Genomic DNA, 15,772 nt, shown 5'->3' on the forward strand with positions numbered 1-15,772 from the left:
TAGGAAAGAGAGGTATGGAACTCAGTTCAGCGGCATTCTGGTTAGCGTTGCTCCAGATCATTTGGGTCAACATTCTGCTGTCGGGCGATAACGCCGTGGTGATTGCGCTGGCCGCGCGCTCGCTGCCGCCGGCGCAGCAAAAGAAAGCGATCGTGATCGGCTCGGCCGCCGCGATCATCATGCGTATCGTGCTGACGCTGGTGGCCGCCAAGCTGCTGATGCTGCCGTGGCTCAAGCTCATCGGCGCACTGCTGCTGGTGTACATCGGCGTGACCCTGTTGCTGCCGGAAGGCGAGGAAGAGGGGGACGGCAAGACCCATGGCAATCTGCTGACCGCAATCCGCACTATCATGATCGCCGATCTGGTCATGAGCCTGGACAATGTGGTGGCCGTGGCCGCCGCGGCGATGGGCGACACCACGCTGCTGGTGCTGGGCCTGGCGATCAGTATTCCGCTTGTGATTTTCGGCAGCACGCTGCTGCTCAAGGTCATCGAACGCTTCCCACTCATCGTCTGGGTGGGCGCGGCGTTGTTGGGCTTCATCGCCGGCGAATTGCTGGTGGGTGATCCCGCCCTGCAGGAGCCGGTGGCGCGCATCGATGCGGCATTGGGCGTGACCCAGCACAGCTTCGCCCTCATGACCGGAGCGTTGGGCGCGGTGCTGGTACTGGCGATCGGCAAAGTTTTGCTGATGCGCCAGAAAGCTGACTGAAAGCTGAACTACAATAATACGTTGTTCCAAGCCCGCCGCCACGGCGGCGGGCCGGCCGGCACGGGGCCGGCCTTTATTTTGATAAATGCCTTCGGGGGTTCAAATTGCTTGAGTTTTTCCAGACGCTGAGTTGGGCAGCGGTATTCCAGATCATCCTCATCGACATCCTGCTCGGCGGCGACAACGCGGTGGTGATCGCGCTGGCGTGCCGCAACCTGGAGCCCAAGCAGCGCATGCAGGGCATCCTGTGGGGCACCGCCGGCGCCATCCTGCTGCGCGTGGTCCTGATCGCCTTTGCGCTGACCCTGCTGTCGATCCCGTTCCTGAAGGTGGTGGGCGGCCTGTTGCTGGTCTGGATCGGCGTCAAGCTGCTGGTGCCCGAGGATGACGCCCATGGCAACGTGAAGGGCGGCACATCCATCATCGCCGCCATCAAGACCATCATCATCGCCGACTTCGTGATGAGCCTGGACAACGTCATCGCCATCGCCGGCGCGGCCCAGAATGCTCACGCTGATCATCAGATCGGTCTGGTTATTTTCGGCCTGGTCGTGAGCGTGCCTATCATCATCTGGGGCAGCACGCTGGTCCTGAAGCTGATCGACCGCTATCCGCTGGTGGTGACTTTCGGCGCGGCGCTGCTGGGCTGGATCGCGGGCGGCATGCTGGTCACGGACGTGTTTGTCGAAGGTCAATTCGGCGTCCAGCCCACTGCGGTTAAAATCGGCGTAGAAATCTTCGGCGCCTTGCTCGTTGTTGTCCTTGGACGGTGGCTGGCAAGCCGCAAAACTGCCTCCAAGGAATCCGTACATGAGTCTGCGTAGATCCGCCGATCCCCAGCAATCCGAATCAGGCCTGAGCCTCCTGCAGGGCCTGTTCGTGCTGGCCATCCTGGGCGTCGTGGCGACGGTCATCGTCTCCCACTTCGTTCGATGACGCCTCGTGTCTCTGCCGCAACGCTTGGTCATCGCGACCCGCGCCAGCCGGCTTGCCCTGTGGCAAGCCGAGCATGTGCGCGATCTACTGCGCACGCTGTACCCGGCGTGCGCGGTTGAACTGCTCACCCTGACGACCCGAGGCGACCAGATCCTCGACCGCACCCTCTCCAAGGTGGGCGGCAAGGGGCTCTTCGTCAAGGAACTCGAAAACGCCCTGCTCGACGGCCGCGCCGATCTGGCCGTGCATTGTCTGAAGGACATGCCGGTCGATCTGCAGGCGCCGTTCGAACTGTGCGCCGTGCTCGATCGCGCCGATCCGCGCGATGCCTTCGTCTCCAATCGCTACGACACGCTGGCCGACCTGCCGGCCGGCGCCGTCGTCGGCACCTCCAGCCTGCGCCGCGAATCGCAGATCCGCGCGCGTTATCCGCACCTGGCGGTCAAGCCGCTGCGCGGCAACCTCGATACCCGTCTGGGCAAGCTCGACCGCGGCGAATACGATGCCATCGTGCTGGCCGCCGCCGGCCTGAACCGGCTGGGCCTGACGGATCGCATCCGTTGCCTGCTCGATCCCTCGGATTGCCTGCCGGCGGCCGGGCAGGGCGCCCTGACCATCGAGATCCGCGACGATCGCGACGATATGCGTGCCTGGCTGGCGCCGCTGAACGATGCCACCGCGACCGCGATCTCGCTGGCCGAACGCGCGGTGTCGCGCCGGCTGGGCGGCTCCTGTCAGGTGCCGCTGGCGGCCTATGCCGAAATCCACGGCGGCAGCCTGACGCTGCGCGCGCTGGTGGCGTCGCCCGACGGCACGCGCACCCTGCGCGCCGAGCGCAGCGGTCCGGTGGGCCAGGCGCAGGCGATCGGCGAGGCGGTCGCCGCCGAGTTGTTCGATGCCGGCGCCCAGGCCATTCTCGACGAGCTGTTGCAAGACGCATCCCCCGAGGACTGATGGACAGGGCCGCCGCCCAAGCGCCGCGCGTGGCCGTGCTGACACGGCCCGCCGGTCGCAACGAGGCCCTGGCCGACCGCTTGCGCGCCGCGGGCTGGACGCCCTGCATCCTGCCCGCGCTTGATATCCTCCCCCTGTCCGTCGCCGCCACGGACCTGCCGCGGCCGGCGGACTACGACATGGTGGTGTTCGTCAGCGGCAATGCCGCCCGGCAATACCTGGATCAACTGGCCCGAGCGGATGGTCCGGCGCCCTGGCCCGCGGGCGTGGCCGTCGCCACGGTCGGACCGGCCAGCGCCGCAGGGCTGGCGGGGCTGCCGGGTTTTGGCGCGAATACAACAGTCCTGCATCCCGGCGACCAGGCCGCCAGCCACGATTCCGAGGCGCTCTGGGAGGTGCTTTGCGGCCTGCCACGGCTGCCGTCGCGGGTGTTGGTGGTGCGCGGCACGCAGGGCCGGGACTGGCTCAGCGAACAATTGCAGTCACATGGCGTCGCCGTGACACGTCACGCGGCCTACCGGCGCCTGCCGGCACAATGGGACGAGTTCGAGCTTGGGCGCCTGCGGCGCTGGGCCGCGCAGGGCGTGCCGGCCACCTGGCTCATCACCAGCGGCGAGGGCGCGGACTCGGTGCGCGACCAGTTGCAGGCGGCCGGGCTGGCCGCCTGGTGGCGCGGTTGCGGCTTTGTCCTGACCCATCCTTCGCTGGCGCGGCGCGTGCCGTCGCCGGCATCTGATCCGGGTTCGCAAGCAATGGTAAAAATCTGCATGCCCAACGACGAGTCGATTTTCCAGGCTTTTGTTGCTGCTTGATTCGTTGCTTCGGACTGACACCGAATACAATCGCGTCATGACAGACAAGACTCCCGCTACCGATCCGGCCGTTAACCCGGCCGCCCCGGGCGCCAGCGCGCCCGCATCGGCCCCGGCCGATTCCGTCACGGCCCGTCCGGCCAAGCGCGGCAGTGGCCCCCTGGTCACTGCCCTCATCATCGTCATCCTGCTCGCCGTCGGGCTGGGCTATGCCCTGTGGCAGCAACGCACGCAGTTCGTCGCCGCCGGCCGTGAGGTCGCCTCGCGCCTGGACACGCTGGCCGCCGACGTGGCGCAGGCGCGCAAGGACACTCGCGAAGCCCTGGCCCTGGCGCAAGCCCAGGCCGGTCGCCTGGGTGACCTCGAAGACAGCGTGCGCGAGACCCAGAGCCAGTACAACGCCCTGCAACAGGCCTGGCAGAACTTCAACGACAGCGCGAGCGACGAACTGCTGGCCAACGACGTCGAGCGCCTGCTTACCATCGGCAGCCAGCAACTCCGGCTGGCCGGCAACGTCTCCAACGCCATCGTCGCGCTGGAAACCGCGCAATCGCGCCTGGCGCGAGCCGACCGCCCGCGCTTCTCCAGCTTGCAGCAGGCCATCAACGGCGACCTGGACCGCCTGCGCGCCGTGTCCACCGTCGACATTCCGGCGCAGTCAGCCCGCATCGAGCGCCTGACGGCCCTGGTCGGCAAGGCGCCGCTGCTGGTGCCGGACGCCGCCGCGCCCGGCATCGCCGCCGGCGAGACTCGCCCCGCGACCCCGGCCCCCGCCCCGGTCGACCCTCAGGCCGGCCTGCCGGCCGACGCGGCCTGGTGGCAGCGCTGGCGAGCCGAAGTGGCCTCGTGGCCGGGCCGCGCCGGCTCGGCGCTGGCACATGAGCTTGGCGGCCTGATCTCGATCCAGCGCGTTGACGAACCCGCGGCGCTGCTGCTGTCGCCGGAACAGGCCGACCAGGTGCGCGGCACGCTGCGCCAGCGCCTCTTGACCGTGCAACTGGCCATGCTGATGCGCCAGCCCGCGGTCTGGAAAAGCGAGCTCGACAACGTCGGCGCCACGCTGGCCAAGTACTTCGACACCCGTTCGCCTGACACGGTCGCGGCCCAGAACCTGGCCCGCGAACTGGCGCAGACCGATATCGCGGTGCGCATGCCCGACGTGTCCGACAGCCTGAACGCCGTGGCCGCGCTGCGCGCCGCCGGCTTCAAGACCAGCGATCAGGACTGAGGCCCATGCGTACCTGGTTCTGGACTCTGCTGCTCGCCGTCATCGCCGTCGCCCTGGCGGTGGTGCTGCGTTCCCATTCCGGCAACGTGCTGCTGCTGGTCTGGCCGTGGCGCATCTCGATGTCGCTGACGCTGGCCGTGCTGCTGATCGTGGCCGCCTTCGTCGTGCTGTACGTCGGCCTGCGCCTGTTGGCCTGGCTGCTTGCCATCCCTGATCGCGTCCGCGCCTGGCGCGGCAAGCGCGCCCAGGCCCGCGATCACGAGTTGCTCGAGCGCGGCTGGATCGGCCTGCTCGAAGGCCGTTATTCGCACGCCGAAAAAGACCTGACCAAGTTGCTCGAGCAGACCAAGGTGCAGACCCGCCGCGTGCTGGCCGCGCTGTCGGCCGCCCGTGCCGCGCATGGCCTGGGGGAATTCGACCGCCGCGACCGCCTGCTGGCGACCGCGCAGGAGCAGGCCGGCACCGACCCCGGCCTGGTGGAAGCCACCGCGACGGTGTCGGCCGACATGCTGCTGGACCAGGGCCGCGCCGAGCGCGCGCTGGCCGTGCTGGCGCCGCTGGCCGACGGCGGCGCGCGCCACCTGCATACCATGCGCCTGCTGCTGCGCGCGCACACGGCCCTGCATCATGACGAACAGGTCTTCACGCTGGCGCGCGGCCTGCTGCGCCGCAATGCTCTGGCGCGCACCGAGGGCGACCATCTGATCGACGTGGCCGGCGCGGCGCGCTTGCGTGCGGCGGCCGCCAACGACGGCTGGCGCGCCATCTGGAAAGACCTCAAGGCCGAGGAGCGCCTGCTGCCCGAGATCGCGCTGGCCGGCGCCGCCTCCTTCGAAGCGGCCGGCGAGGCCAACGAAGCCGCCAAGGTGCTCGAGGCCGCCATCGCCGTCAAATTCAACCCCGCCCTGGTGGCCGCCTACGCGCGCTGCGACGCCGAGCAGGTCTCGCGCCGGCTGGCCAAGGCCGAGACCTGGCTGCAGCAGCGCCCCACCGATCCCGACCTGCTGACCGCGCTGGGCATGCTGTGCCTGAACGGCCAGTTGTGGGGCCAGGCCGAACGCTACCTGCTGCGCAGCCTGTCGCGCCGTAGCGATGCGCAGACGCACGCGCTGCTGGGCAGCCTGTACGACCGTCTCGACCGTCCGGCCGATGCGGTGCGCCACTGGCGCCTCGCCACCGCCGCCAGCATGGCGCTGCCCGTGCTGGCCGCCGACGCGGCGCTGCCGGCGGCGGATACCGGCTCGGACCCGTACCGCCTGGACGCCGAGGGCGGGTACGCGGTCGGCCTGTCGGATATCGACGCCGATATCGGCGGCGACTATCCCGCGTTGCCGCCGGCCGTGGCCGCGTCGGCGTCGGACTACGTGCTGGACCCGGACGCCCGCGCCAACAAGGAGCAGCAGGCGCGCGCGCTGGCGCCGGAAGATGCGCCGGTCGTCGGCGGCACCTCCGACATCGACGAATATTTCGACAGCGCGCCGATCCCGGCCGCGGCGTTCGACAGCCCCGTGCCGACGTATTCGCCGGCCCCGCCGGCCACTCCCAAGCCGGCCGCGCCCGCGGTGCCGGCCCCGACCACCAAGCCGCCGTTCAAGGACGACGGTTCGCTTTGATCCTCTTTCAGACTGACAAGGTTCCATCATGAGTTATGACCGCGTGTCCCCCGGCAAGAAGCTGCCGGAAGACTTCAATGTGATCATCGAGATCCCCATGAACGCCGACCCGGTGAAGTACGAGGTCGACAAGGAATCGGGCGCGATCTTCGTCGACCGCTTCATGCTGACGGCCATGCACTACCCGTGCAACTACGGCTATATCCCGCAAACGCTGTCGGAAGACGGCGACCCCGCCGACGTGCTGGTGCTGACGCCGTTCCCCATCCAGATCGGCGCCGTGGTGCGCTGCCGCGCCATCGGCGTGCTGGAAATGGACGACGAGTCGGGTGGCGACGCCAAGCTGCTGGCCGTGCCGATCGAAAAGCTCTACCCCCCGTACCGCAACATCAAGTCGTACGAAGACCTGCCGGCCGAAGACACGGCCCGCATCCAACACTTCTTCGAGCACTACAAGGACCTGGAGAAGGGCAAGTGGGTCAAGGTCAAGGGCTGGAAGGGCGTTGACGCCGCCCACGAGGAAATCCTCAAGAGCGCCGAGCGCTACAACAAGGGCTGATCAGGCCTTGCGCCGCGCCGGTGTCGCACCGGCGGGCGCCTTCAGGCGGCGCGGCCGCGACGGCATGATGCCGATCGCCGCCGCGCCGTTGTCTTGCAGGCCCTGCAGATTCTGCGTCACCTGCGCCGCCGCCTCCTGAATGCGTTCCTGCAGCAGCGCCAGCCGCTTGGCGGGCGTGCGCGCCTCGGCGGCGATGAACACCAGGCTGCCCACCACCTTCTGGTCGGGCGTGAAGATCGCCGAGCCGATCCCCATCAGGCCCGGGTCGACCTCGCCGTGCGACACGCACACGCCGGCTGCGCGCAGCCGTTTGATGTTGGCGCGGAACGCATCCCAGTCTTCGCCCAGCCCGGCCTCGCGGATTTCGGCGGCGTGCCACAGCATCAGGTTGCGCAACTGGTAAGGCGGCAGATTGGCCAGGATGGGCTTGGCGGTGGCGCCGCGGAACATGGGGAAGGGGCGGCCGCGCGCGTAGCTGGATTCGATGGAATGGTCGGTCCAGTAGCGGTCCACGCACATGACCTTGTCGCCGTAGTAGCTGCACAGCATCAGGTTGGCGTTGAGTTCGTCGCCCGTGGCGCGCATGACGTCGCGGGCCGCGCGCATCAGCGGGTCGTGCTGGCGCAGGTGCCGGTCCAGCTCGATGATGCGCGAGCCGAGCACGTAGGCGCCGCCGGCGGTCGGCGCCAGCAGGCCGCTTTCGGTGAGTGACTTGAGATAGCGGTAGGCGGTGGCGCGCGAGCACTCCAGATGCGCCATGACGTCCTCCTGGAACGCGGCGGTGGTGTCGTCGCGGAAGAGGTCGAGGATGGACAACATGCGATCGGGAGTGCTCATTGCTGCTGACGCGCCTAGTGAATGTGGAAGCCGCCGTTGACGTCGACCACGATGCCGGTTGAGTAGGAGGACAGGTCCGAGGCCAGGAACAGAATGGCCTGCGCCACTTCGGCCGGGGAGCCGAAGCGTTGCAGCGGAATGCCCTGTTTGAGTTCTTGTTCCCAATTTTCGCCGAATTTGCCGAGCGTCATGTCGGTCTCGATGATGCCCGGCGCCACGCAGTTGGCGCGCACGCCGCGCGGGCCCAGTTCGCGCGCCAGCGCCTTGGTGAAACTGATCACGCCGCCCTTGGAGGCGGCATAGTGCGAACCGCCCAGCAGGCCGCCGCCGCGCAGGGCGGCGGTCGACCCCAGGTTGACGATGGCCGGGCGTCGCCCGCTCTCCAGCAACTGGGGCAGGGCGGCGCGCGTCACGTTGTACGTGCCGGTCAGGTTGACGTCGATCATGCGGCGGAACTCGTCCTCGGGCAGGTCCCAGATGCGGGTCGCGGCGACGATGCCGGCGTTGTTCACCAGCACGTCGATGCCGCCCAGCGCCCGCGCCGCCTGCGCCACGGCCTGCTCGCAGGAGGCGCTGCTCGACACGTCGCAGTGCAGATTGACGCGGCCGCCGGCGAGGCCGGCGTCGGCGTGGTCGGGATAATCGCGGTCCAGCACCGCGACGCTGGCGCCTTGCGCCAGGAATTGCGCGACGATGGCGGCGCCGATGCCACGGGGGTTGGCGCCCCCCGTGACGACGGCGCGCTTGCCTGCCAGCAGGCCGGGCGCGCCGCCGCTCATGGCTTCACCAGCGCGCAACCGCCCTGGTCCAGCGGACGGAACGCCTGTTCGGCTGGGATCTTGCGAACCAGCTTGTAGTAGTCCCAGTCGCGCTTGGATTCCGACGGCTTCTTCACCTGGAACAGGTACAGGTCGCGCATCACGCGTCCGTCCTCGCGGATGCGGCCGTTCTCGGTCATGAAGTCGTTGATGGGCGTTTCGTGCATCTTCTTGAGCACCGCCTCCGAGGCGTCGGTGCCGGCCGCCTTGATCGCGTTCAGGTAGTGCAGGGTGGCGCTGTAGTTGCTGGCCTGCACCATCGACGGCATGCGGCCGGTGCGTTTGAAATAACGCTCGGACCACTGGCGCGCCTTGTCGTCCTGGTCCCAATAGAACGGCTCGACCAGGTTCAGCCCCTGCGCGTATTCCAGCCCGACGCTGCGCACGTCGACGATGCTCATGAAGAGCGCGGCCACGCGCTGCTTGCTGCCCATGATGCCGAACTCGAAGGCCTGCTTGATGCTGTTGATGGTGTCGCCGCTGCCGTTGGCCAGGCCGATCACCTGGGCCTTGGAGGCCTGCGCCTGCAGCAGGAACGACGAGAAGTCGGCGCTGGCGATGGGGTGGCGCACGCTGCCGACCACCTGGCCGCCCTTGGCCTTGACCACCGCCATGGCGTCGCGTTCGAGTGAATGGCCGAAGGCATAGTCGGAGGTGATGAAGAACCAGCTCTTGCCGCCGTCTTCCATGACGCCGCTGGCCACGCCGGTGGCGTAGGCGTAGGTGTCGTAGGTCCAGTGCATGCCGTTGGGCGAGCAGGCCTTGCCGGTCAGGTCGGCCGAGCCGGCGCTGGTGAAGATCACCACGCGCTTCATCTGGCGGGTCAGGTCCTGCACCGCCAGCGCGATGGCCGAGTTCGGCACGTCCAGGATCAGGTCGACCTTTTCGTTCTCGTACCAGCGCCGCGCGATCGAGACGCCGATGTCCACCTTGTTCTGGTGGTCGGCGGACACCACCTCGATGGGTTTGCCCAGCACCTTGCCGCCGAAATCCTCGACGGCCATCTTCACGGCCTCGACGCCGAACTTGCCGGACAGGTCGGCCATCATGCCGGACTGGTCGCCCAGCACGCCGATCTTGACGACGTCGTCGGATACCTGGGCCTGGGCCGACAGTGAAACGGCGCCCAGCGCGCAGGCGGCCAGGCAATGCTTGAAACGGATCTTCATGGTTTTGTCTCCTCGGGGGCTTGTATCTTGGCGCGCCGCCCTGTGCCGGGCGGTCGCGCGGGGTCTTGCCGGGGCGTGCCTATTCCAGCGTCTGGCCGGCGTAGGCGTCGATGAACAGGTTGGGTTTCAGGAAGAAGCTCAGCACCAGCGCGCCATGCGGAGCCCGGGCCACGTGGCGGTTGCCGCGCGGGCGCCAGACGTAGTCGCCGGCGCGCACTTCGCCTTCGGCGTCGACGATCGAGCCTTCCAGCACATAGGTCTGCTCGACCTCGACATGTTCATGCAGCGGCAGCTCGGTGCCGGGTTGCCAGCGGAACAGCGCGGTCAGCAGGCCGGACTCCTTGTCCTGCATCAGCACCTTCATGTCGATGCCTTCGACCTGCGTGGGCTTCCACGGCAGTTCATCCACTTTCAGGAAGCGCGATGCCAGTGGCGGCAGCGCGTTGGCCGCAGGGCAGCCAGGGGTTTCGAGGGCCATGATGTCTCCTAGCCAAAACTCGTTATGGAAGAAAAACTAAAAATCTTGTTATTGAGTGTTTAAAAATAGTCGCGTATATTGAGATTTATGTCAATCACGTTTTCCTGCAGGGACGGCGGATCGACACGAGCCGGGCCAGGGATGCCGAGCCTCGGGAAGCCTTTCCCGACGCGGATGTTCCGAGAGATCCGGCGCCTATAAGACAAGGAGACAAGCTTGAATCAGGACTATCTGGGCCAGACCTTCGGGTTGGCCGGGCGCACGGCGCTGGTGACGGGGGGCGCGCGCGGGCTGGGGTATGCGATCGCCGCCGGCCTGGGCCGGGCGGGCGGACGCGTGGTGATCAACGATCTGTCGCAGGCCGCCTGCGACGCCGCTTGCGCGCAACTGGCCGCGGCCGGCATCCCGGCGCGCAGCGCGGTGTTCGACGTGGCCGACGGCGCCGCCGTGGCCGCGGCCATCGCGCAACTGGAAAGCGATGGCGTGGCCATCGACGTGCTGGTCAGCAATGCCGGCAACCAGAACCGCAAACCGGTGGTCGAGATGGCGCCCGCCGAATGGCAGGCGCTGCAGAACGTGCACGTGAATGGCGCTTTCCATTGCGCCCGCGCGGTGCTGCCGGCGATGGCGGCGCGCGGCTTCGGCCGCATCGTGCTGATGTCATCCGTCGCCGGCCAGGCCACCATGCCGAACATCGCGGCCTACGCCACCGCCAAGGGCGCCATCGCGGCGTTTACCCGCGCGCTGGCGGTCGAGTATGGCGGCCAGGGCATCACCTGCAACGCATTGGCGCCGGGCTTCGTGCGCACCGACTTCACCCAGGGGCTGCAGGACAATCCGCAGTTCCAGTCGTTCCTGTCGACGGCGGTGCCGGTGGGGCGCTGGGCCACGCCTGAGGACATCGCGCCGGCGGTGGTGTACCTGGCTTCGCCGGGGGCTTCGTTCGTCAATGGCCACGTGTTGGCGATCGACGGCGGCCTGCTGGCCCGCATGTAGGAGGACGGCCATGAGCACCCAAGCGGTTCTGTCCGCCCAGGGGCTGGTCAAGCGGTTCGGCGGCTTCAATGCCGTCGACGGCGTGTCCCTGGCCCTGCGGGAAGGTTCCATTCATGCCTTGATCGGCCCCAACGGCGCCGGCAAGACCACCTGCTTCAACCTGCTGACCAAGTTCCTGACGCCCGACCAGGGCGCAATCCATTATCGCGGCCGCGACATCACCGCGCTGGCGCCTGAGCAGATCGCGCGCCTGGGCATCGTGCGCTCGTTCCAGATTTCGGCGGTGTTCCTGGGGCTGACCGTGCTGCAGAACATGCGCGTGGCGCTGATGCGCCAGCATGGCGACGGGATGCGGTTCTGGCGCAGCCGTCGCAGTGTCGATCGCCTCAACGACCAGGGCCTGGCCCTGCTGGAGGCGGTCGGTCTGGCGGGCCTGGCCGACACCACGGCGGCCCTGTTGCCCTACGGCCGCAAGCGGGCGCTGGAAATCGCCATGACGCTGGCCCTGGAGCCTGAAGTGATGCTGCTGGACGAGCCGATGGCCGGCCTCGGCCAGGAAGACGTGGCGCGTATCGCGGCGCTGATCCGGCGCGTGTCGGCCAATCGCAGCATCCTGATGGTGGAGCACAACCTGTCGGTGGTCGCCGACCTGTCCGACACCATCACGGTGCTGGCGCGCGGCGCGGTGCTGGCGCAGGGCGACTACGCCACGGTATCGCGCGATGAGCGCGTCATTACCGCCTATATGGGCGCTGAAGAGGGGGACGACTGATGCTGTCGATCAAGGACCTCAACGCCTGGTATGGCGAATCGCATGTGCTGCACGGCGTCGACATCGACGTGCGGCGCGGCGAACTGGTCACGATCCTGGGCCGCAACGGCGCGGGCAAGACCACCACGCTGCGCGCCGTCATGGGCATCCTGGACAAGCGCCGCGGTTCGATCCTGTTGAATGGCCAGGAAACCGTGGGCATGGCGCCGCACCGCATCCCGCGGCTGGGCGTGGTGTATTGCCCGGAGGAACGGGCGGTGTTCCGCAGCCTGGACGTGACCGAGAACCTGCTGCTGCCGCCGCGCCTGGCCGACGGCGGCATGTCGCTGGACGAGATCTACACCCTGTTTCCCAACCTGCGCGAACGCAGCGCCAGCTCTGGCGGCAACCTGTCGGGCGGCGAGCAGCAGATGCTGGCGATCGCCCGCATCCTGCGCACCGGCGCCCAGTTGATCCTGCTGGACGAGCCCACCGAGGGGTTGGCGCCGGTGATCGTGCAGCAGATCGGGCAGGCCATCCGCACGCTCAAGGAGCGCGGCTTCACCATCGTGCTGGTCGAGCAGAATTTCCGCTTCGCCACCAAGGTGGCCGACCGCCACTACGTGATGGAGCATGGCCGCGTGGTCGACCAATTGTCGGCGCAAGAGGCGCGCAACGATCCCGAGCGGATCGCGCGCCGCCTGGGCGTCTGAGGGGAGAATCCTGTGTTCGAAATTTTTGGCGTGCCGTCCACGGCACTGTTCGGCCAGCTCCTGCTCGGCCTGATCAACGGTTCGTTCTACGCCTTGCTCTCGATCGGGCTGGCGGTGATCTTCGGCCTGTTGAACATCATCAACTTCGCCCATGGCGCGCAGTACACGGCGGGCGCGTTCCTGGCCTGGATGCTGCTGAACTACCTGGGCGTGAACTACTGGGCCGCGCTGGTGCTGGTGCCGCTCATCATGGCGGCGTTCGCCATCGTGGTCGAGCGCGTGCTGATCTCGCGCACCTACCGCATGGACCATCTGTACGGCTTGCTGCTGACCTTCGGGCTGGCGCTGCTGATTGAAGGTGGGCTGCGCCAGGCCTATGGCGTGTCGGGATTGCCATACACCATCCCCAAGGCGCTGACGGGCGGGGTCAACCTGGGCTTCATGTTCCTGCCGTGGTACCGCGGCTGGGCGGTGGTGGTGTCGCTGGTGCTGTGCCTGGCGGTGTGGGTGCTGATCGAGAAGACCCGGGTCGGCGCCATGCTGCGCGCGGCCACCGAGAACCCGACCATCGTGCGCTCGTTCGGCATCAACGTGCCGCTGTTGATCACGCTGACCTACGCGCTCGGCGTGGCGCTGGCGTCGGTGGCCGGCGTGATCGCCGCGCCCATCTACCAGGTCAGCCCGATGATGGGCTCGAACCTGGTGGTGGTGGTGTTCGCGGTGGTGGTGATCGGCGGCATGGGTTCCATCATGGGCGCCATCGTCAGCGGTTTCGGGCTGGGCATCATCGAGGGGCTGACCAAGGTGTTCTATCCGGAGGCCGCCAACCTGGCGATCTTCCTCATCATGGTGCTGGTGCTGCTGTGCAAGCCTGCCGGCCTGTTCGGCAAGCCGCTGCAGGTGCAGAACGTGCTGGCGGCCGAAGCCACGCGCGAACCGGTGCAACTGGGCCGTCGCGCCATGCGCTGGTGCATGGCGATCCTGGCGCTGGCTGCGCTGGCCGCGCCCTGGTTCGTCTATCCCACTTTCCTGATGAAGGTGCTGTGCTTCGCGCTGTTCGCCGCGGCGTTCAACCTGCTGGTGGGCTACGTCGGCCTGCTGTCGTTCGGCCATGCGGCCTTCTTCGGCGCGGCGGCCTATGCCACCGGCATTGTCATGAAGCTGCTGGGCGCCACGCCCGAACTTGGCCTGCTGGCCGGCGTGCTGACCGGCGGCCTGCTGGGACTGGCGTTCGGCGCCATCGCGATCCGGCGCCAGGGCATCTACTTCGCCATGATCACACTGGCGCTGTCGCAACTGGTGTACTTCATCGCGGTGCAGGCGGGTTTCACCGGCGGCGAGGACGGCCTGCAGAGCGTGCCGCGCGGCAAGCTGTTCGGTCTGGTCGACCTGGACAGCGTGATGCCGATGTATTACTTCACGCTGGCGGTGTTCGCGCTGGGATACGCCTTCGTGCTGCGGGTGTTGAACTCGCCGTTCGGCGAGGTGATCCGTTCCGTGCGCGACAACGAGCAACGGGCCCGCTCGCTGGGCTATTCGACGTCGCGCTACAAGCTGCTGGCGTTTACGTTGTCGGCCTCGGTGGCGGGGTTGGCCGGCGGGCTCAAGGTGCTGGTGTTCGGCGTGGCCTCGCTGACCGACGTGCACTGGCACGCCAACGGCGAAGTGGTGCTGATGGCGCTGCTGGGCGGCATTGGCACGGTGTTTGGTCCGCTGGCCGGCGCCTTCACCTTCGTGTCGCTGCAGAATTACCTGGCGCCGCTGGGCTCCTGGGTGCTGATCGTGCAGGGGGCTATCTTCATCCTGTGCGTCCTGTTGTTCCGCGACGGCATCATGGGGCTGGTGTCGCGCGCCTGGCTTGCCGTCGCCCGTTCGAAAAAGGAGTCGTGATGTTCCTGCATGTCGTAATGCTGCAATTGTCCGGCGCCGCCGATGCGCGCTTTCATGACCGGGTGCGGGGCTACTGCGACCGCATCCTGGCCGAATGCGACGGCGTGGCGGGCTATGCCTTCCGGCCCAACCAGGCCGGCCGTTCGGACGGACTGACCCACGCGGTGGTGGCGGCGTTCAGTGACGCCGCCGCCCACGACCGCTACCAGGTGTCGGCCGCCCACCAGGAAATGAAGGCCTACATGGCGGATTTCATCGAGCGCCTGGTGGTGTTCGATGGGGAAATCCCTACAATTTGCTGAATATTTCCGCCGTCCCGGAACGGGATACACTCGCGAATGATTTTTGCCATCGGACCGTTCCACCCGTCATAGGTTGATAGATCATGGACTACGTATTGCCTCCCCAGCCGCTGACCGCGGTTCCCGTTGCCGGCAGCGCCGCGCTGTTTCCGGTGCGCCGCGTCTACTGCGTCGGCCGCAACTATGCCGAGCACGCCAAGGAAATGGGCTTCACCGGCCGTGAAGATCCGTTCTTCTTCTGCAAGCCCGCCGACGCCGTGCTGAGCGTGGCCGACGGCGAAACCGGCAAGATGCCGTATCCGCCCAAGACCTCCAACCTGCACTACGAAATGGAGCTGGTGGTGGTGCTGGGCAAGGGCGGCCGCGATATCCCGGTGGAACAGGCCAACGACTGCGTCTGGGGTTACGCCCTTGGCCTGGACATGACTCGCCGCGATCTGCAGGGCGAGATGAAGAAGCAAGGCCGTCCCTGGGAAGTGGGCAAGGCCTTCGATCTGTCGGCGCCGCTGGGCCCGATCCATCCGCGCAGCGTGGTCGGCACGCTCGACAAGGGCGCCATCTGGCTCGACGTCAATGGCCAGCGCAAGCAGGCCAGCGACATCTCGCAGATGATCTGGAACGTGCCGGAAAGCATCGCCTACCTGTCGGGCCTGTTCGAACTGCAGCCTGGCGACATCATCTTCACCGGCACGCCGGAAGGCGTGGGCGCCGTGGTGCAGGGCGATGTCATCACCGGCGGCGTTGAGGGACTGGGTGAACTGCGGGTGCAGATCGTTTAAAGTACGCCCCGGAATCTTTTCTCCACATTTCAGGAGCGCAGCATGCGCAGCAAGATCGTGCTGACCGCCTTCGTCGTGTTCGGCTTCGTACTCGCCGGTTGCAATACCGTGGCGGGCATGGGCAAGGACATGTCGCGGGCCGGCAACGCCATCACCAACGCCGCCGACAAATAATCGTCAGGCACCGGTGATAAAAAAGCCCCTTGATCGCTCAAGGGGCTTTT

19 protein-coding genes are annotated in these 15,772 nt (G+C 67.4%); 15 read left to right on the forward strand and 4 right to left on the reverse strand.

The features are described 5' to 3' along the window. The first annotated feature begins 14 nt into the window (after positions 1–14). The 8 genes from ACUDCK_RS07875 to ppa all read left to right on the forward strand — a co-directional run bounded on the left by ACUDCK_RS07875 (position 15) and on the right by ppa (position 6,815). Positions 15–713 (forward strand): TerC family protein, encoded by a 699-nt coding sequence (locus tag ACUDCK_RS07875; protein ID WP_054501364.1) that lies wholly within the window; start codon positions 15–17, stop codon positions 711–713. A 104-nt stretch (positions 714–817) separates the two neighbouring features. Continuing rightward, positions 818–1,537 (forward strand): TerC family protein, encoded by a 720-nt coding sequence (locus tag ACUDCK_RS07880; protein ID WP_049072474.1) that lies wholly within the window; start codon positions 818–820, stop codon positions 1,535–1,537. Continuing rightward, positions 1,524–1,649: a hypothetical protein gene (locus tag ACUDCK_RS07885; protein WP_258955702.1), complete on the forward strand. Its 126-nt coding sequence runs from the start codon at positions 1,524–1,526 to the stop codon at positions 1,647–1,649. The genes ACUDCK_RS07880 and ACUDCK_RS07885 overlap by 14 nt, the downstream gene beginning before the upstream one ends. A gap of 6 nt (positions 1,650–1,655) precedes the next feature. Continuing rightward, a complete protein-coding gene (gene hemC, locus ACUDCK_RS07890) occupies positions 1,656–2,603 on the forward strand; it encodes a hydroxymethylbilane synthase (protein WP_175168284.1) in 948 nt (315 codons plus the stop codon). Then, the gene (locus ACUDCK_RS07895; RefSeq protein WP_175168283.1) at positions 2,603–3,415 is read left to right on the forward strand and encodes a uroporphyrinogen-III synthase; all 813 of its coding nucleotides are present in this window, start codon (positions 2,603–2,605) and stop codon (positions 3,413–3,415) included. The genes hemC and ACUDCK_RS07895 overlap by 1 nt, the downstream gene beginning before the upstream one ends. Before the next feature lie 37 nt (positions 3,416–3,452). After that, the gene (locus tag ACUDCK_RS07900; RefSeq protein ID WP_054501361.1) at positions 3,453–4,643 is read left to right on the forward strand and encodes a uroporphyrinogen-III C-methyltransferase; all 1,191 of its coding nucleotides are present in this window, start codon (positions 3,453–3,455) and stop codon (positions 4,641–4,643) included. Between the two features lie 5 nt (positions 4,644–4,648). Beyond that, positions 4,649–6,256 (forward strand): heme biosynthesis HemY N-terminal domain-containing protein, encoded by a 1,608-nt coding sequence (locus ACUDCK_RS07905; protein ID WP_064522679.1) that lies wholly within the window; start codon positions 4,649–4,651, stop codon positions 6,254–6,256. A 28-nt stretch (positions 6,257–6,284) separates the two neighbouring features. Beyond that, complete coding sequence (ppa, locus tag ACUDCK_RS07910; RefSeq protein ID WP_049072482.1) at positions 6,285–6,815, forward strand: inorganic diphosphatase; 531 nt, start codon at positions 6,285–6,287, stop codon at positions 6,813–6,815. Here ppa and ACUDCK_RS07915 read toward each other — a convergent pair whose 3' ends face one another. From ACUDCK_RS07915 to ACUDCK_RS07930, 4 genes are all read right to left on the reverse strand, one after another. After that, on the reverse strand, positions 6,816–7,652 hold the full coding sequence (locus tag ACUDCK_RS07915) for an IclR family transcriptional regulator (protein ID WP_054501359.1): 837 nt from the start codon (positions 7,650–7,652) through the stop codon (positions 6,816–6,818). It lies immediately after the preceding gene. Positions 7,653–7,666: 14 nt separating this feature from the next. Continuing rightward, positions 7,667–8,431, reverse strand: coding sequence for an SDR family NAD(P)-dependent oxidoreductase (locus tag ACUDCK_RS07920; protein ID WP_064522681.1), 765 nt, complete (start codon positions 8,429–8,431; stop codon positions 7,667–7,669). After that, the gene (locus ACUDCK_RS07925) at positions 8,428–9,639 is read right to left on the reverse strand and encodes an ABC transporter substrate-binding protein (protein WP_054501357.1); all 1,212 of its coding nucleotides are present in this window, start codon (positions 9,637–9,639) and stop codon (positions 8,428–8,430) included. Before ACUDCK_RS07925 ends, ACUDCK_RS07920 begins: the two co-directional genes overlap by 4 nt. A gap of 79 nt (positions 9,640–9,718) precedes the next feature. Continuing rightward, positions 9,719–10,117, reverse strand: coding sequence for a cupin domain-containing protein (locus ACUDCK_RS07930; RefSeq protein ID WP_049072486.1), 399 nt, complete (start codon positions 10,115–10,117; stop codon positions 9,719–9,721). A gap of 216 nt (positions 10,118–10,333) precedes the next feature. Here ACUDCK_RS07930 and ACUDCK_RS07935 point away from each other — a divergent pair, with 216 nt between their 5' ends. The 7 genes from ACUDCK_RS07935 (at position 10,334) to ACUDCK_RS07965 (ending at position 15,722) form a co-directional block, all read left to right on the forward strand. Beyond that, on the forward strand, positions 10,334–11,113 hold the full coding sequence (locus ACUDCK_RS07935; RefSeq protein ID WP_064522683.1) for an SDR family NAD(P)-dependent oxidoreductase: 780 nt from the start codon (positions 10,334–10,336) through the stop codon (positions 11,111–11,113). A gap of 10 nt (positions 11,114–11,123) precedes the next feature. Further along, positions 11,124–11,885, forward strand: a complete 762-nt coding sequence (locus ACUDCK_RS07940) for an ABC transporter ATP-binding protein (RefSeq protein ID WP_054501355.1) — start codon at positions 11,124–11,126, stop codon at positions 11,883–11,885. Then, positions 11,885–12,577, forward strand: coding sequence for an ABC transporter ATP-binding protein (locus ACUDCK_RS07945; RefSeq protein ID WP_054501354.1), 693 nt, complete (start codon positions 11,885–11,887; stop codon positions 12,575–12,577). The genes ACUDCK_RS07940 and ACUDCK_RS07945 overlap by 1 nt, the downstream gene beginning before the upstream one ends. Before the next feature lie 12 nt (positions 12,578–12,589). Next, positions 12,590–14,467: an ABC transporter permease gene (locus ACUDCK_RS07950; protein WP_064522685.1), complete on the forward strand. Its 1,878-nt coding sequence runs from the start codon at positions 12,590–12,592 to the stop codon at positions 14,465–14,467. Next, positions 14,467–14,769: a Dabb family protein gene (locus ACUDCK_RS07955; RefSeq protein ID WP_064522687.1), complete on the forward strand. Its 303-nt coding sequence runs from the start codon at positions 14,467–14,469 to the stop codon at positions 14,767–14,769. Before ACUDCK_RS07950 ends, ACUDCK_RS07955 begins: the two co-directional genes overlap by 1 nt. Before the next feature lie 83 nt (positions 14,770–14,852). Continuing rightward, positions 14,853–15,548, forward strand: a complete 696-nt coding sequence (locus tag ACUDCK_RS07960; protein ID WP_054501351.1) for a fumarylacetoacetate hydrolase family protein — start codon at positions 14,853–14,855, stop codon at positions 15,546–15,548. A gap of 42 nt (positions 15,549–15,590) precedes the next feature. Continuing rightward, positions 15,591–15,722 (forward strand): entericidin A/B family lipoprotein, encoded by a 132-nt coding sequence (locus ACUDCK_RS07965; RefSeq protein ID WP_006388428.1) that lies wholly within the window; start codon positions 15,591–15,593, stop codon positions 15,720–15,722. Positions 15,723–15,772: the final 50 nt, after the last annotated feature.

Source organism: Achromobacter sp. CF-sbj1-Ac2-l, assembly GCF_052698165.1.

Bases quoted from the DNA above. Each gene is read 5' to 3' on its own strand.
- ACUDCK_RS07875 (WP_054501364.1), top strand. From the start codon at position 15: ATGGAACTCAGTTCAGCGGCATTCTGGTTAGCGTTGCTCCAGATCATT.
- ACUDCK_RS07885 (WP_258955702.1), top strand. From the start codon at position 1,524: ATGAGTCTGCGTAGATCCGCCGATCCCCAGCAATCCGAATCAGGCCTG.
- ACUDCK_RS07895 (WP_175168283.1), top strand. From the start codon at position 2,603: ATGGACAGGGCCGCCGCCCAAGCGCCGCGCGTGGCCGTGCTGACACGG.
- ACUDCK_RS07900 (WP_054501361.1), top strand. From the start codon at position 3,453: ATGACAGACAAGACTCCCGCTACCGATCCGGCCGTTAACCCGGCCGCC.
- ACUDCK_RS07905 (WP_064522679.1), top strand. From the start codon at position 4,649: ATGCGTACCTGGTTCTGGACTCTGCTGCTCGCCGTCATCGCCGTCGCC.
- ppa (WP_049072482.1), top strand. From the start codon at position 6,285: ATGAGTTATGACCGCGTGTCCCCCGGCAAGAAGCTGCCGGAAGACTTC.
- ACUDCK_RS07915 (WP_054501359.1), bottom strand. From the start codon at position 7,652: ATGAGCACTCCCGATCGCATGTTGTCCATCCTCGACCTCTTCCGCGAC.
- ACUDCK_RS07920 (WP_064522681.1), bottom strand. From the start codon at position 8,431: ATGAGCGGCGGCGCGCCCGGCCTGCTGGCAGGCAAGCGCGCCGTCGTC.
- ACUDCK_RS07925 (WP_054501357.1), bottom strand. From the start codon at position 9,639: ATGAAGATCCGTTTCAAGCATTGCCTGGCCGCCTGCGCGCTGGGCGCC.
- ACUDCK_RS07930 (WP_049072486.1), bottom strand. From the start codon at position 10,117: ATGGCCCTCGAAACCCCTGGCTGCCCTGCGGCCAACGCGCTGCCGCCA.
- ACUDCK_RS07940 (WP_054501355.1), top strand. From the start codon at position 11,124: ATGAGCACCCAAGCGGTTCTGTCCGCCCAGGGGCTGGTCAAGCGGTTC.
- ACUDCK_RS07945 (WP_054501354.1), top strand. From the start codon at position 11,885: ATGCTGTCGATCAAGGACCTCAACGCCTGGTATGGCGAATCGCATGTG.
- ACUDCK_RS07955 (WP_064522687.1), top strand. From the start codon at position 14,467: ATGTTCCTGCATGTCGTAATGCTGCAATTGTCCGGCGCCGCCGATGCG.
- ACUDCK_RS07960 (WP_054501351.1), top strand. From the start codon at position 14,853: ATGGACTACGTATTGCCTCCCCAGCCGCTGACCGCGGTTCCCGTTGCC.
- ACUDCK_RS07965 (WP_006388428.1), top strand. From the start codon at position 15,591: ATGCGCAGCAAGATCGTGCTGACCGCCTTCGTCGTGTTCGGCTTCGTA.